Consider the following 16,966-nt stretch of genomic DNA (forward strand, 5'->3'; position numbering starts at 1 on the left):
AGCCCTGGTCCGGTCCAAGTTAACGATAATTTGAAGGGCGGTCCCCCGCGACATTGTCGGCGGCGCGGTGCGAGGCATCCTGATACTTTTTGGAGGCGGGAATATGCACAATTTCAACGTGCGCGGCTGGTTTAACTTTGGCGCGGGGCCGGGCGGCCTGATGCTCCTGATGCTTCTGGCCATAATCAGCATCCTCCCGCAGGGCGCCCGCGCGCAATCGAGCCCGCCCGCCTTTACGATCTTCTTTTCGCCGGATCAGATCGGTCCGGGCGGCACGACAGCCCTCACGCATACCATCGACAACGGCGCGGCCCCGACCGCGGCCGGCGACCTGGCCTTTACCCACACGCTGCCTGCCGGGGTGACGCTGGCCAATCCCTCGAACGCAAGCACGACCTGCTCGGGCACCGGAAGCGTATTGCCCGTGGTCAACGCGGCGGCAGGCGGTGACAGCATCAGTTTTTCGAACGGCGGAATTGCTGCGGGAGCAAGCTGCACCGTCACCGTGAACGTCACCTCATCGACGGCTGGCACATCGACATCGGTCACTGGTGATCTGACATCCTCGGCGGGCAACAGCGGCACCGCCACGGACGATTTGACGGTCACGACGGCCAGGCCCGGATTCAGCAAGTCCTTCGCGCCCGACACGGTGTCGCTGGGCGACACGTCCACATTGACTTACGTCATCGACAACAGCGCCAACGCCGGCGCCGTAATCAATCTGGATTTCACTGAAAACCTGCCTGCCGGGATAGAGATCGCATCGCCTGCCAATGTCGCGACAACCTGCGGTACGCCCGCGATCCCCGCGACCCTGACGGCGGATTCCGGAACATCCTTGGTCGTTCTGGATGCCAATGGGACCGCAGGATTTCCGGCCGTCGCTGCGGGGGCCACCTGCACGGTAACGCTGGACGTTACCGCGACGGGCACCGGCGAGCTTGTGGCAATCTCGGGTCAGCTTTCTGCGGATTTCGAAGCGGTGGGGGCTTCTTCGGCAACGCTCACCGTGGCGACGCTGCCGACCGATGCGCCGGTCCTGACCAAGCAGTTCCTGGATGATCCGGCTGGGCCGGGCGGCACCGCCACGATCCGCTTTACCATCCGCAACAACAATCGCGACAACGGCGCGACCGACATTTCCTTTTCCGACGATCTGGATGCGATGCTGTCTGGCGCCGCGAGAAGTGCGTCTGCGGGACTTGTCGATCCTTGCGGGGCCGGGTCCTCTGTGACCGGTACAAGCACGATCAGTTTCAGCAATGGCACCCTTGCGGCCGGCGGCGCATCTTGCAGCTTTGACGTGACCGTGAATATTCCAGCCGGGGCCACCGCGGGCGATTACCTCAACACGACGAGCGTTCTGACATCCACCGTGAACGGCAACACCGTCACATCGGCCGCGGCCAGCGACACATTGGTCGTGACAGACAGCGTTGCGCCCGGACTTGCCTTCGCCTTCACCGATGGCACATCCGGGGGTGAGACGACCGTCACCCTCGATTTCACCAACCGCGATTCTTTCTCCGTGCTGACCGACGGCGCGTTCCAGCTCAAAATAACCGATGTCGTCGGATTTCCCGCGTCCGTGGTCTTGCCGCCGGAAAATGATACCTGTAGCGGCTTAATGGAGCTGGGCTTTGAAGGTTTCAACGGGCAAGCGCTGTCCTACACCGGTGCGACCTTGGCCGCCGGTGCCAGCTGCGCCGTGTCGGTTGTCATCAGGTTGCCCGCAGATATGCCGTCGGGCACCTTTATCCTGACGTCGAGCGCGCCCGTTGCGACAGTCGGCGGCACATCGGTGACAGGCACCGCAGCCACGGGAACGTTGACCGTCAACCCCGGTAGCCTTGGCCTGAGCTTTGCGAAATCCTTTTCCGTCGACACCGCCGTTCCCGGAAGCGAGGTCGGCCTGACCTTCGTCATTTCCGACCCCTCGGACGGAGGCGGAGCGGTCGACATCTCCTTCAGCGACAACCTTGATGCCTTTCAAACCGGTTCGGTACTGACCTCCGTGGTCAGCAACACCTGCGGCGGCACGGTGACCGGCGAGACGACCAGTTCGATCGGCTTTTCAGGCGGCAGCGTGGCCTCTGGAGGGTCTTGCGAGATCGCGACGATCATCACCCTGGGCTCGACCGACACTGGCAGTAAGACCAACACCACCAGCAACCTGACGGCAGCATCTGCATCCGGTGGCGCCGCGAGCGAGCAGGCCGGAACCGCGGCCAGCGATACCTTGACCGTGGATACGGTCCTGCCGGTGCAGTTAGGGATGGAATTCATCGACGATCCGGTCCTTCCGGGGGCACCGGGCACGGTGCGCTACACTCTGACCAACCTCAATGGCGGGGCGTTCGAAGCGACAGGGATCTTTTTCTCTCACAACCTGGCGGACATCCTGCCCGGCACACCTGACTTCACCGTCAGCGGGCTGCCGCAATCGAACGTTTGCGGCGCGGGGTCGACACTGCAAGGCTCGGGCGCGTCCGCTGTCCTTCTGACCGGCGGGTCGCTTCCTGCGGGTGCTTCCTGCACTTTCGATCTGGCCTATGACGTGCCGGCCGGCGCAGGGACGGGCAGGTACAGGAGCACAACCTCCGCGACCTCCGCCACGATTGACGGCGGCTCCAGAACAGGCGCTGCGGCGTCGGATACTGTCACCGTCGGGTCCAGCGTCGAGGGGGAAACGACCCTGACCCTGACCAAGACCTTTGCCAGCGACACGGTTTTGCAGGGCGATACGGCGGCCGTGACGTTCAACATCTCCAACACCGGCGCCGAAGCTGCGAGCGACCTGGCGTTCAGTGATGACCTGGAGGCCTTCCTTGCCGGGACGACACTGGCCAGCACGACCGTCAACACCTGCGGCGGCGCGAGCACCGGCGGGTCTGCCACCAGCTTTGACTATGCCAACGGTACGCTGGCGGCCGGGGCAAGCTGCGACATCTCGATCGTCCTGAACATTTCGGCCACCGCGCCGTTGGGAACCGCGACCAACACCACGTCGGCCATGACCGGCACCGCGGCCGGGAGCGCGGTACTGAACGCCGATGCCGCCACGGACACGATAGAGATCCGGTCGTCGTCGGCACCGACGTTTTCCAAAAGCTTTTCCCCCAGCACCGTCAACACCAACTCCGAAACGGTGCTGACCTATCAGATCAGCAACCCGCCGGGTGCCGCGACCCTGAACGCCCTGCGGTTCAGCGACGATCTGGCCAGCCGGATTCCGGGTGCCGTCGCCAGTGCCGGATCATTGTCGGGTGTCTGTGGAAGTGGCTCCGCCTTGAGCGTCGGCGGCACGGTAAGCCTGTCGGAGGGCGTTTTGGCGGCCGGCGAAAGCTGTACCTTTTCGGTAAGGGTGGCGATCGCGACACCGCCGCCGGGCACTGTGACAAGCACGACCAGCAGTCTGGAAAACGGAGGCCTGACGGTTGCGCCGCCCGCCAGCGCTTCTGTTACCGTCAATCCGGCGCCGCCGACGCTGAGCAAGGCGTTCGGCCCCGCAAGCATCTTCCAGGGCGGTACATCGACCGTGGTCCTGACCATCGACAACAGCGCCAGCGCGGACGCGGCATCGGACATTTCGGTGAACGACGTCTTTCCCGCCGGGGTGCGCATACGATCGGGATCGACGCGGGCGACAACCTGTCTGGGTGGCAGCCTGATCACCACCGCCAACAGCATCGGATACCGCGCGGGCACCGTTCCGGCGGGGGCCACCTGTACCGTTTCGGTCGAGGTCACGGCAGAGGCCGTCGGCAGCTATGTCAACACGACATCCGAATTGTCGACTGCCTTTGGCAACAGCCCGGCCGCCAGCGCGACCCTGGTCGTCACCGCCGCGCCGCCGCCGGTCTTCACCAAGCAATTCAACGCCGCAAGCATTGTTCAAGGCGAAACTTCGCGGCTGACCTTCAGCATCGACAACTCCGGCGCGCTTGTCGACGTGTCCAGCCTTGCCTTTACCGACTCCCTGCCCGCGGGCCTCACGATCGCGCCCACGCCGTCGGCCACCTCCAGTTGCGACGGCGGCACGATAACCGCGACTCCGGGCGCAAGCAGCCTGTCCTACAGCGGCGGGGCGGCGGTCGCGGGCTTGACCTGCGGGATCAGTGTCAACGTGACATCGAGCACGGTCGGAACGGTGGTCAACACCACGGGCGACCTGACGTCGAGCCTTGGCAACAGCGGTTCGGCCAGTGCATCGCTGACCGTGGCCGCGGCGCCCGCGCCGGAATTCAGCCAGCGTTTCGTGGCCGATACGATCGAACAGGGCGCGACATCGAGACTGATCTTCACGCTAATCAACCGCGACGCCTTGATCGACGCCACCGGGCTGGCCTTTACCAACACGTTGCCTGCCGGCATGACACTGTCGACCCTTCCGCAACCCGAGACGAACTGCCTGGGCGCCACCCTGACCGCGCCGGCCGGCAGCAACGCATTGTCGTTCAGCGGCGGCACGCTGCAGCCGGGGCGCGTGTGCAACCTGTCCGTCGTGGTCACCTCCAGCACCATCGGGGCCGCTGTCAACACATCCGGTGATCTGACGTCGAGCCTGGGCAGCAGCGGCACGTCGAGCGCCACCCTCGACGTGACCGCGGCACCTGTGCCGCTCTTCTCCAAGTTCTTCGTGCCCAATACCATCGTTCAGGGCGAAACGACCGTTTTGCGCCTCGAGATCAGCAACTCCCGGGCAAAGATCGACGCCACCGGCGGTGCCTTTACCGATGTCCTGCCAGCAGGCGTGACGCTGGCCGCGAGCCCCGATATCAGCACCACTTGCGCATCGGGTGTCGTGACGGGTGTCGCAGGCGGCGATACGCTCTCGCTCAGCGGCGCGACCATCGCGGCCGAAAGCGCGTGCTCGGTTCAGGCGACCGTGACGTCCTCCACCGTGGGGGCCGCGGTCAACACCGCCGGCGATCTGACGACAAGCCTTGGCAACAGCGCGGGCGCCACGGCCATCCTGACGGTGACGGCGGCGGATGTGCCGACCTTCACCAAGGTCTTCGGCCCAACCACCATCGTGCAGGGCGAAACCTCGACACTGACCTTTACGGTGAACAATGGCACCGCAGCGATCGACGTCGGCAGCCTTAGCTTTACGGACGCCTTTCCGGCCGGAATGACCGTGGCGGCGCCCGCGAATGCGGTCAGCACCTGCACGGGCGGCACATTTGCGGCCAATGCCGGCGATGGGGCGGTGTCCTTCAGCGGCGGCACCGTCGGCGCGCGGGCCACGTGCACCCTTCAGGTCGACGTCACCGCGACGCTCGTGGGCGATGCGGTCAATACCTCCGGCGCATTGACCTCGACCCTGGGCGACAGCGGAACCGCGGCGGCGATCCTATCGGTCACGGCGGCGGATGCCCCGGCCTTTTCCAAGGCGTTCGAACCCGCCTCCATCGTGCAGGGCAGCGTCAGCACGCTGACCTTCACGCTCGACAATGCCCCGGCAGCGGTCGAGGTACGCGACCTCGCGTTCATCGACATCCTGCCCGAAGGAGTGCTGATCGCTACGCCATCGGCGGTGTCCTCGACCTGCACCGGTGCCGCGATTTCGGCGACCGAGGGCGGCAACCGCATCGATCTGACCGGTGGCAGTCTTGCCGCGGGTGCGAATTGCACGCTGTCGGTCAACGTCACGTCCTCGACCGCCGGGGCGGCGGTCAACACCACCGGCAACCTGACGTCGAGCCTCGGCGACAGCGGCACGGCCAGTGCGACGCTGACCGTGACCGGCGCCCCCGCGCCCGGCTTCACCAAGGTATTCAGCCCGGCCACCATCGAACAGGGGGGCACCTCCACGTTGTCCTTCACGCTCGACAACGCCTCAGCGCTGGTCGTTGCAGGCGGGTTGAGCTTCAACGACAGCTTCCCAACGGGCATGACCGTGGCGACGCCTGCCAACGCAACCACCACCTGCACCGCGGGCGCGGTGGCCGCGGCCCCCGGCGACGCCGGCCTCGTCTTTAGCGGCGGCACACTCGATCCGGGCGCGACCTGTAGCGTGCAGGTCGATGTGACCTCGACCACGATCGGCGCTGCGGTCAATACCTCGGGCAGCCTGACGTCAAGCCTCGGCGACAGCGGCACGGCCAGTGCGACGCTGACGGTGACACGCGCTCCGGCACCCGGATTCACCATGGGATTCGTGCCTGGCACCATCGTGCAGGGCGGCATATCTTCGCTGACCTTTACCGTCGACAATGCCGCTTCGCAGATCGCGGCATCCGGCCTGGGGTTTGTCGAAACACTGCCCGCGGGCGTGACCGTGGCGGGTGTGCCGAATGTCTCCAACACCTGCTCGGGCGGCACGATCGGCGCGGAGCCCGGCACCGTTAGCATCAGCTTTGCCGGCGGCAGCGTCGCGGCGGGCGGTCGCTGCGCGGTCACGGTGGATGTCACATCCGTCGTGGTGGGCAGCTACATGGCGGCCGGACCGACGCTCAATGCCTCCACCGGGACCGTCAGCGCCGCGGCCGCGGCGCTGACGGTCGACGTCAATCCGAACGGAAGCGTGATCCTGGTGCAGCAGGGCGACGCGCCGGGCAACTACGTGTTCAGCTCGTCCCTGTCCGCCTTGAACGTCACGCTTGCCACCCTGACGGGTAGCGGGTCGGTCGGACCCATCGAGGTTCCCGCAGGCAATTACACGGTGCTTCAGTCGCGCCCGCAGGGTGTCGGCAACAGCACGGCGCGTTGCGATGACGACGACAGCAGCGTGGATGCCGCGACAGGCACCGTCACATTGGCGGTCGCCCCGTTCGAAACAGTGACCTGTACCTTCACCAGCGTCGAGACGGTGCAGAAGACCGTGGACACGATCAACAATTTCCTGACCCAGCGCAACAACCTGATCCTCAGCAACGGGCCCAGCGACGGCCGCAGGAAAGACCGCCTCAACGGTGGCGGAACGGGCAACTCCACGGTGTCTTTCCAGAATGGCGACCTGACGTCGATGGTGCCCTTCAGTTTCAACCTGCGCTCCGCGTCCGACGGGAATTACCGCTTTGCCACTTCGCTGTCGGCCATGCGCGAGGCGGGCGCGAAGTTCCTGCTCGCGCATGACGGCATCGACGGCAACAGCATGCTGGTGCCGAATTCCAAGTTCGATATGTGGTTCGAGGTCAGCTACAACAAATTCTCGGCGTCGCAGGGATCGGACGGCCATTTTGCGATCGGATATGTCGGGGCGGATTACCTGTTCAGCCCGGACTTGCTCGCGGGGGCGCTGGTGCAGTTCGACGACATGGACAACAGCTCCGACATACAGGGCAGTTCGGTCAGCGGAAATGGCTGGATGATCGGGCCCTATGTCACGACGCGGTTGGCGCCCAACCTGATTTTCGACGGACGCCTGGCCTATGGCAAGTCGACCAACAAGATCAGCCCGTTCAACACCTACACCGACAGCTTCAGGACGGATCGTTTCCTGGTCAGCGCCAGCCTGTCGGGCAGCTATGACTGGAACGATTGGACGGTGTCCCCGAACGCCACGCTGGCCTACATCGAAGAGCGGCAGAAGGGCTATACCGACAGCTTGAACGTCGCCATTCCCGGACAGACCGTGTCGCTGGGCCAACTGAGCATCGGGCCGGATTTCTCGACCAGCTTCGTGGCGGGCAACCAGGTGCTGTACCAGCCGCGGTTTTCGATCAACGGGATCTACAATTTTGGCGACACGGATGGGGTTGTCCTGTCCGACATCGCGCAGGACAGCACGACAGGCTGGCGCGGCCGGATCGAGGCAGGGGTGACAATCTCAAATCGCCACGGCACCCGGCTGGAGATCGGAGCCAATTACGACGGCATCGGTCAAGCCGATTTCGAAAGCTACGGCGCGACGGTAAAGCTGACGATTCCTTTGCAATGAGCATGGGTTTCACCGCGCGGGGGGGGGGGGGCCGCGCGGCGAAATCGTAGCATCGGCGGCGCGAGCTGCCCCCCTGAGGTCCGGATAGCGGCGTTAGCCGCGTTTTGCCGTCCGCGCGGTCTTTGATACGACGAAGGCCTGCGAAAGCGACTTCGGTCGGGTTTTGGGGCCGAAGGGGCGATAGCGGCCTGCAAGGACGGTGCTGCGGGCCATCGCCGCGTCGTATGGCACCGCTGGCTGCGTGACCTTGCTGGCCCCTGCCGGAAATGGCGTTGGGCTAGGTCCGCTGCGTGAAACGCCGCCTAGGCCGCAGATTGCTGCAGATCGACGGCTTGCACCGGGATCGCAACCGAGAATTTGGTGCCTTCGCCCAATTGGCTGTCAACGGTGATGAAGCCATCGAGCCTATCGACGGTGCGCTTGACGATCGCCATCCCAAGACCTGTACCTCCGTATTTCTGTGCGATGCTCGGGTCGGCCTGGCCGAACTCCTCAAAGATCTTGGCTTGGTTTTCGGGCGCAATTCCGATCCCGGTATCGATCACATCGATCACGACCTGACCATAGGAATCTTCGGTCAACGCAATCTTGACCGATCCGGTATCGGTGAATTTGAGCGCATTGCCGATCAAGTTCTGCATGATTGTTCTGACGGCGTTCGTATCGAGAAGATAGGCCTTGTCAGCAAGGTGATCCGCGACCGTGAGGTCCACCGATTTCGACTCCGCAAGATCCGTGAACTCGTTCACGATTTCGCGGACCAAATCGCCGAAGCAGGCCTCATCCTGAGGCACCTCTGAATGACCGGCGTCGATTTTCGCAAGATCCAAGGCATCGTTCACGAAATCCAGAAGCTTGCTCGTTGACCTGTTGAGGACCTGTATCAATTGTCCGGGTGTTCCTTCCAGCTCCATGTGGTCCAGCATTTTGACGGACGCGATGATGCTCGTGAGAGGGGTCCTGATTTCGTGGCTGGCATGTGCGATGTAACCGCTGCGGCTGGCCAGGGTCTCTTGCAGTGCTTCGCGCATCTTGCGTTCTTCCAATGCCAGCGTCCGCGCCTTCACGATGTCATCGACGCATCGCGCGAGCTTTTCCAGGATATCGCGGTCCTTCGGTGTCCAGTCTCTGGGCGCGTGTGTCATGCAGCAAAGCGCGCCGATGACCTTGCCCGAGAGCGTGTGGACCGGGCAGCCGATATAGGATCGCAGCCCATTCTGGATGACGAACTCATTGTCCCGGGTGCGTGGGTCTTCCAGCAGATCGGGGATCGCGACCGTCTGCTGACTGGCCTGCACGTGTTTGCAGATCGAACTCTCGATCGGCATGTCATGCGCCTCCCCGGCGTCGAAAATCGCGCCTTTGGATGCGGCGATGTACTGGCGCCCCTTTTGCTTTTCCAAGACAGACGCGAAAGTGACCGGCGCATCGAAAATGCTGGAGGCGAGATCGATGATGTCGAACAGACTTTCATCGACGCCGTTGTGCAACAATCCGAGGGCTTCGAAACTGTAACTTTTGACCACGGTATCCATTCCATCATTTGCGGAGATTCACAGAGCTTCGAACGATACTTCAATCTCAAGACTTGGGTCTAAGTGTGGCGAAGTCGTGGTGTTCACCCTTCGTCATCGCTCCTCCGCGCTGTCGTTCCGCTGCGCCAACGGTGATGACCGGTCGATGCTCAGGTCAGTGGCCATGCAACCTTCCGCAACCGGTGTGAACGTGACCCGCGACACCCGCATAGGGTGCCGGGGCATAATGGTGGGGCATCCCCGGCTACGGGGGTGTCCCGGGTGCTTGGTTCGATGCTGACGGTGGTGGTGGTGGCTGGGATGATAGGAAGCCGTGTTGACCCATGATCGGCCTCGACTTTTCCCAAGCGTGCCGTAGGTCACCAGAGAAAAGCAGATCGGTGCCCCGTATCCATTGAGAGCGCCAACGGCCCAGAAGGCAAACACCCAAAAGTAGGTTTGGATCGTGTGGGCCGGCAAAAACAGCAGGAACACAAGACACGTCGCCAGTGTCATGCCGCGCACCTAAGCGCCCGGGCGAAACGGCCGCCTGCGGCGCAAGTCCCGGATGGTCAGCGCCGCCACCAGTATACGGATCGCGGCGCAGACCAGGGTCATTGTGCTCCCGAATACGAACTGCAGGACGACCGGCATGTCACTGACGGGCCACCGGATCAAGCCTCCTGAGCCTGGGCGGCGCGCAGGAAAAACAGACGATAGAGCGGCGGGACGAACAGAAGTGTGAGCGGCGAGGCCAAGAGAAGGCCACCGATCATCAAGGCAGCCATGGGCTCGAATAAGGCCCCGCCGAACAGTGCCATGGGGATCAGGCCGAGCACCGTTGTCAGCGATGTCAGCAGCACGGGGTTCAAACGTTTCTTCGCCGCCACGACGATGGCGTCGTCGAGGGGCATGGCCTGTCGTTCAATGTCGATCTGGTCGATCAGCACGATGGCGTTGTTGATGATGATCCCCATCAGTGAGATCAGCCCGAGGATGGCGAAGAACGACAGCGGCTGGCCGGTGATCAGCAGTGCCAATGGCGCGCCCACAAGGATAAGCGGGATCGTCAGGAAGGTGATCGCGACCCGGCGGACCGAGTTGAACTGGAACATGAGCGCTGCAATCATCACCACCAGCGCAAGGGGCATCCCCGCGAGAAGGTTCGCGTTGGCCTCTGCCGCATCGGCGCTTTCGCCGCCGATCGCGACCTCATAGTCCGGTCCCAGATCAAGCGAGTCGAGTGTGGGGGCAATCAGCGCCTCGACCTCTGTCGCCGCCAGCGTACCGCTTTTGCCCGAGATGGTGATCTGGCGGACCTGGTTTTCGCGGCGCAACTGCGACAGGGTCAGGCGCGGCTGGAAGCGGGCGACCTGATCCAGGGAAATCAAGCCGGTGTCGGTGGGGATCGTCAAGTTGGCGAGGTCCTCAAGGCTGTCGCGGAACACCTCCTCGGCGCGCACGACAATGGGGATCTGATCGGTCCCGTCGCGGAACACAGAGTATTCCGCGCCCGAAAAATAGGCCTGCATGACGTTCGAGATGTCGCTGGAGGTCACGCCAAGCTCGCGGGCCTTTTCCTGCAGGATGTCGATCCCGACGGTCAGGCTCTTGTTGCCCCAGTCGTTGGAATTCAGGGTCAGGCCCGGCACGTCGTCGAACCCGGCCTCCACCTCGGCCGCCGCGGCCAGCAGTGTGTCGGCATCGGGGCCGGTGATCTGCACCTCGACAATTCCGCTTTCGCTGCCGCCCATCGACAGGCGGGTAACTCGGCCACGCACGGCGGGATGGTTCGCGATCAACTGCCGCCTTGTGCGTTCGGCCGCGACGACCGCGCCCTCGAAATCATGGGTGTTGACGACGAAGAAGGCGCTGGCGGGGTCGGTGTCGGCGGGGGACAGGGCCAGGTAGAACCGGGGGCCGCCATGACCAACGAAAAGGGTGGTGTTGGCGACCTCTGGGTTGGCGTCCGCGTCGCGCAGCCAGGCGTCGATGGCCCGCGCCTCGTCGCGGGTGGCGGTGATCGAACTGCCCTTGGGCAGATCGATGTAGACCAGAAACTCGGCGCGCTCCGACAGGGGGAACATCTCGGATTTGAGCTGGCCGAAGTTTGTGATGCCGAGGGCGACCAGCAGATAGCACACGGCGACCACCGGAATGCCCAGCCGCAGGCTGCGCCGGGTCAGCCCGCCATAGACGCGTTCCAGCAGGCCCTCGCGCGGCTCTTTCTGCGGTTTCGGACGCAGCAGCGCAGCGGCCAGAAACGGCAGGATGTAATGCGCGGTCAACCAGGAGCCCGCCAACATCAGCGCGACGACGGCGCCCAGCGAGAACGCGAACTCACCCGTCGTACCCTCAAGAACAAGCATCGGCAGGAACGCCGACACGGTTGTGATCGATGCCACGGCCAACGGCACGAAGAACTGCCCGCCCGCGCCAGTAGCGGCCTCGCTGGGCGTCGCGCCGTCTTTGATCCTTCGGTCGATGTCCTCCACCACGACAAGGCCGTTATCGACCAAGAGCCCAAGCGAAATGATCACCGCCGCGATGGAGATCTGTTCGAGGTCGATGCCCCATTGCGACATGCCCAAAAGCGCAAAGGCCACGGTGAATGGCACGATACTGGCGATCACCAGCGCCGGCCGCAGACCGAGGAAGACGAACATGACGACCAGCACCACGGCGAAGGTCTGGGCAACGTTCGACAAGGCCCCGTTGATCGACTTGGTGACGTTGGTTTCTTGAAAGGTCGAGAGGTTGTAGGCGATGCCGATGGGCTGGGTCTGTTCCAACCGCGCGATTTCCCCCCGCAGGGTGCGGCCCAGTTTCTGGATGTCGCGGTCGTCCGACATCTCGACACTGACCAGCACCGCCGGTTCGTCGTTGAAATAGACCGGCTGCCGCGGCGGATCGACATACCCGCGCCGCACCGTCATCAGGTCTCGCAGGCGGACGATGTCGCCGGTTGGCAGCTGGGTCAGCACGCCACCGATCTCTTCGAGAGAGCTTAGGTTGCCGTTCGCTTCGAGCACGATGTTGGTGCCGTCGGCATCGATCCGGCCTGCGGGCAGGATCACGTTCTGGTCGCCCAGGTCGCTCAGCAGCTGCGGCAGCTGAATACCCACAGCGGCCAGGCGGCGGCTGTCGATCTCCAGCCAGATACGTTCTTCCTGATCCCCCGACAGGCTGACCTTGGTGATACCGTCGATGGCGTATAGCCCCGTTTGCAGGTCTTCGGCCGCATCCTCGATCTCGGCATAGGAAAACCCGTCGCCAGTCACGGCAACCGTCGCAACCGCGACATCGCCGTAGTTGGTGTTCACGACGGGGCCAAGCGTGCCTTCGGGCAACTCTCCAGCGGTGCCCTCCATCTGTGTGCGGATGTCGTTGAACACGAGGTCCAGCTCGTCTGACGGCACTCCGTCGGCGACCACGACGTTCAACTGCGCTCGGCCCGTATTCACCAGCGTCGCGATCTCGTCGACCTCGCCGATCTCACGCGCCGCGCGCTCCAGCGGCATGGCGATCAGATCCTCGACGCGTTCCGGCGACATGCCGGGGAACTGCGCGGTCACGATCACCGTGCGGATCGTGATGGCAGGGTTTTCACGTTTTGGCAGAGCCAGATAGGCCAGTGCACCGATGACGATAAGCCCCACCATGATCAGCAGGGTAAAGCGGGATTTCTCGATCCCGAACCGGGCGAGGCCGTCCATAAATCTACCCCCCGGGGTCCAGGAGCTTGACCTCCTGCCCTTCCTTCAGGAACGACACGCCCGCAGACGCGACCAGATCGCCTGGGGCCAGCCCGTCAATCACGACCACCATGTTCTCGCGGATGCCGCCGACGGTCACGGTTTCGCGCCGCACCGTCGAGGTATCGGCATCGTACACATAGACACCCGCCTGCGCCGGGCTCTGCGCATCGCCGGGGCTCCCGCTCAGACCGTCTTTGATCAGCGCCGAGATCGGAAGCGGATAGCCTTCGCGAACGGGCAGCGGAAATTCTATCGCCGTCTCGACCGCCATCCCGGCTTTGAGAAGCGGGTGCGTATCCTTGAGCCGCAGCACGATGGGAAAACTCGACACCGTATCGGCGCGCGAGCCGATTTCACTTACGACTGCGGGCAGCGTGACATCGGGACGGTCCGCCAGCCGGATGGACGCCTCCTTGCCCACGACCAGTTCGCTCGCCGCGTCGAAGCTGACCGAGAACGACACCTCGAATGCGTCGGGCGAATACATGGTCGCAATCGGCGCGCCCGCGCCGAGGGTCGCGAACGCGGTGGCATCGACAGAGTTCACGATGCCCGCGAAGGGCGCGCGCAGGTCCGCTTTTTCAAGGTTCTCCTCGGCCGACTCGAGCGATTTCTGTGCCTGGACCAGTGCCGCAGCAGCCGAGTCGGCCTTGGATTGGGCATCGTCAACAGCCACCCGTGTGGTCGTTCCGCGATCCAATAACTCCTGCTGCCGCTTTAGCGTGTCAGCGGCGTTGCGCGCCGAGGCCTGAGCCTGAACAACTGCGGCCGCGGCGGTTTCGGCCTGAAGGCGCAACGTTTCAGGGTCCAGCCGTGCGACAACCTCGCCCTCGGTCAGTCTTTGTCCGACATCAAGGTCGAATTCCGCCAGTCGCCCGCCGATCTCGAAGGAAAGAACCGTCAGGTTCGACGGTTCCAACACACCCGGAAATCGCCGGGTCTGCGAGCGTTCGGCTTCTGCAACCTCATGCACCTTCAGGCCGCGTATGACCGGTTCCTGCGCGGCCTCTTCCTCGCGACAACCACCGATAACTATGAGTATGACAAGAGCAGTTACAATTCGCTGCATTAGCCAGACCCCCTCCAGGCTCACGAAGAGAGTGCCCTGCAGCGGTCGATTCGTCTATCTCACCCGACCCGGTCACCGTCTTCTTCCGTGCTCGTCGGGCAAGTGAACACCTGGTTTGCGCGGCGGCGGTTGATGTCCTTGTGCGCCCCCCTAATCAAGCGATTGCAAGATCGACCGAGTTGCCGAGCCGAAGCCAAAGGCGTCGACGCGACCGGGAAATGCCGCGCTCCTCACCACATTCGTTGCCTGTCCGCATTGGACACTACGAACGCTGCGGCGTCTTCAGCAACGAAGTTCAAACGGTGCCAGATCACAGTCCATCAGTTCTGCGTATTCGAGGTGTTTCAAGGCAAAGACCGCATTTTCTTCCTTATGGAACATCCATGGCACGAATGGCCGAAAGACGCGCGGCGAATGCCCGGAACGGGTGCTTGCATTGCAGCAGGGGTGACGAACGTTGGGCGGCAGCTCCGGGCCGTCTTTGACGCGACCGCTGCTCTGAGTACGACGGCTTGATGCGCTGCCTCGGGCGTCTGTTTCGAGCCCGGAACGGACAGCGTATTCCGCAGTACCTCCAGCAATTCCCTTGATCTCTGTGGACCTCGGCTGCAGCGTGGACATAGCGGGAATGAGTCCGGAGACCTCAGTTGGAAGATCAGGCATACACACTGCCGGATGTCTGTCAGGAAAAACCGGGATGACGCGGGCATCTCCGGAACTCTTCGCTGTTTCAAGGCGGTGGATCGCCGCAATTCAGTATCGACGAAAGAACGAGCTTCGCGAGCTTATGTCCGACCGTGCCCACCTGCGGTTTGTTGGCAGCGGTGACGGCGAACTCTGGGCAGGCAGCGCCGTGCGAGAGGGGATCGGCGACTTTTTCGGAGCAATCCCGCCGCTCTTGAAACACGAGGAAACATTTGCCGAGGCCTACGAGAATGGCGAAACCGGGTGGTCGTGCTTGACCCACGAAATCGTCTTTTCCAATCAGCCCGACCGGACATTCTGTGTCCGCACGACCTTGATCTTCGCGCTTGAGGACGGTGTCTGGAAAATCGTGCATCGTCACGGCTCGGTTCCTATCCCCAACATGGAGTTCACGGGAACCGAGCAAAACGCAATTGCTGATCTGGTCGCGGCGGCAAAGGAGGATTTTTCGCTGAATCAGCGCGAAGGTTTTGCCTCGATCATGTTCACCGACATCGTCAATTCTTCACGCATCGCGTCGGTTTTGGGTGACCGTCTCTGGTCCTCGGAAGTGGCACGGCACTTTGCCGCTGTGCGAAAGCTTATCGAGGAAGCGGGCGGTCAATTCGTGAAGTCCTTGGGCGATGGTACAATGTCGAGCTTTTCGGAGCCTGCCAAAGCGCTGCGTGCCGCGCGAGGGATCTTGCAGGCCACCGAGCAGTCGGACGGACCTGCCATCGCACTGCGCATCGGCATTCATACTGGCAATGTCGTCCAGACGAGCGATGACTTCTTTGGCACGGTCGTCAACAAGGCTGCCCGAATAGCGGCGCTTGCGGCTCCAGGCGAAATACGCGTCTCTGATGCCACGCGGAAGATGGCTGGCGACACTTGGGATTACCTCTTTTCGGATACTGTTTCCGTACTGTTGGAGGGGTTTGAAGGTGAGCACCTGATTCACCGACTGGAGCAGGGATCCGAGCCGGGAACCCTCTGAGGCACAGGTGTTCGCTTGTGGCCGGTTTGTCCCGCGCTGCCGACCAACACGGTTTACGGACACCCCCAAAAGAAAAGGGCTGCCCGGAGGCAGCCCTGAGATCACACCGACCGCTTGCCATTCGCGTGTGCGAAAACCACAAGGGTGGGTCGGTGCTGTTTCGGTCGGTCCGTCGGGACCGATTATTTTGCGGCCGTGGTCGCTTTCGTGGCGGCAGGCTTGGCCGCCGCGGTGGCTTTTTCGCCAAAGCCCTTGCCCGCGGCCGTCATCAGCTCAAGGCTGTCGGCCTGGGCTTTTTGCGCAACATCGAACAGCGCGCTCATGTGCTCGGTCGCCGATTGGGCGTAGCCCGTCATGAAATCGGACATTGCCGTCATGTAGGCGGTGGGCTCTGCCTTTGCCTTGGAAACCTCTCCCAGGGACTTCAGCGTCTGCTGGGTCCACTTCGAGGAGATCTCGCTCGACTTCTCGACGGCCGTCAGGGTCACGGCGCCAAGCTTTTCATTGAGGTCGGCGGTCGATTTGAAAGCGCCCTCTGCCGCCGATGCGTCGATCGGGAAAGCGGCCATTGTGTCTTTGAGGATGGTTGTCATATCGGGTGTCGCGGTCATGGAATTATCCTTTAAGCTGGCGGGCACAGCCCGCTGTATGTCTCTATCCTCCATATGATTGCTGCGTCGCAGCATTTCAAGGGGGCATTGCCGCGCTGCAGAATTATTTGAAGAGAGGCGCGGCGCCCGGTTGCGCATCGGGACGGCTCACTTTGTTTTTTTATTCGAGCTCTTCACCGTCGCTCCACCACATTATCCCGTCCATCGCCCGACTTGCCGCATCAGACGTACCCTCTGAAGCCCAGTCCCAAAAACCACTTAATGACGTTTGAGTTCCAACGAGGAAACCTGTCCAATCTATATCAGGGACTTCTATTGATTTTATGTCTTCCAGGGTCGGCGTCAGATCTTTTGCCTTGGCCCAGGCTCTTCCGGGTGAACCCTTTGTTGTTTCCCAAATCTCATGTCGTGTTGGCACTCGCATCGAACATACCGTGATGTCCTC

7 protein-coding genes are annotated in these 16,966 nt (G+C 62.8%); 2 read left to right on the forward strand and 5 right to left on the reverse strand.

The window, feature by feature from the left end:
• Window positions 1–103: 103 nt before the first annotated feature.
• Window positions 104–7,888, forward strand: coding sequence for an autotransporter outer membrane beta-barrel domain-containing protein (locus FDT80_RS15800; RefSeq protein WP_138663275.1), 7,785 nt, complete (start codon window positions 104–106; stop codon window positions 7,886–7,888).
• A gap of 302 nt (window positions 7,889–8,190) precedes the next feature.
• On the opposite strand, the gene FDT80_RS15805 is transcribed toward FDT80_RS15800, so the two are convergent.
• From FDT80_RS15805 to FDT80_RS15815, 3 genes are all read right to left on the reverse strand, one after another.
• Window positions 8,191–9,423 carry a GAF domain-containing sensor histidine kinase gene (locus FDT80_RS15805; RefSeq protein ID WP_138663276.1) on the reverse strand — a complete coding sequence of 411 codons (1,233 nt, stop codon included), beginning with the start codon at window positions 9,421–9,423 and terminating at the stop codon, window positions 8,191–8,193.
• 653 nt (window positions 9,424–10,076) lie between these two features.
• Window positions 10,077–13,118: an efflux RND transporter permease subunit gene (locus FDT80_RS15810; protein ID WP_138663277.1), complete on the reverse strand. Its 3,042-nt coding sequence runs from the start codon at window positions 13,116–13,118 to the stop codon at window positions 10,077–10,079.
• Window positions 13,119–13,122: 4 nt separating this feature from the next.
• On the reverse strand, window positions 13,123–14,229 hold the full coding sequence (locus FDT80_RS15815; RefSeq protein WP_138663278.1) for an efflux RND transporter periplasmic adaptor subunit: 1,107 nt from the start codon (window positions 14,227–14,229) through the stop codon (window positions 13,123–13,125).
• Window positions 14,230–14,926: 697 nt separating this feature from the next.
• Here FDT80_RS15815 and FDT80_RS15820 point away from each other — a divergent pair.
• Window positions 14,927–15,910, forward strand: coding sequence for an adenylate/guanylate cyclase domain-containing protein (locus tag FDT80_RS15820; protein WP_138663279.1), 984 nt, complete (start codon window positions 14,927–14,929; stop codon window positions 15,908–15,910).
• Between the two features lie 182 nt (window positions 15,911–16,092).
• Here the strand turns inward: FDT80_RS15820 and FDT80_RS15825 are convergent, their stop codons facing one another.
• Window positions 16,093–16,521 carry a phasin family protein gene (locus FDT80_RS15825; RefSeq protein ID WP_138663280.1) on the reverse strand — a complete coding sequence of 143 codons (429 nt, stop codon included), beginning with the start codon at window positions 16,519–16,521 and terminating at the stop codon, window positions 16,093–16,095.
• A 160-nt stretch (window positions 16,522–16,681) separates the two neighbouring features.
• Window positions 16,682–16,966, reverse strand: a 285-nt coding sequence (locus tag FDT80_RS18995; RefSeq protein ID WP_212733866.1) for a hypothetical protein, incomplete at its 5' end; no start/stop codon positions are given.

The sequence above is a fragment of the Sulfitobacter sabulilitoris genome, from assembly GCF_005887615.1.
Taxonomy (GTDB): Bacteria; Pseudomonadota; Alphaproteobacteria; order Rhodobacterales; family Rhodobacteraceae; genus Sulfitobacter_E; species Sulfitobacter_E sabulilitoris.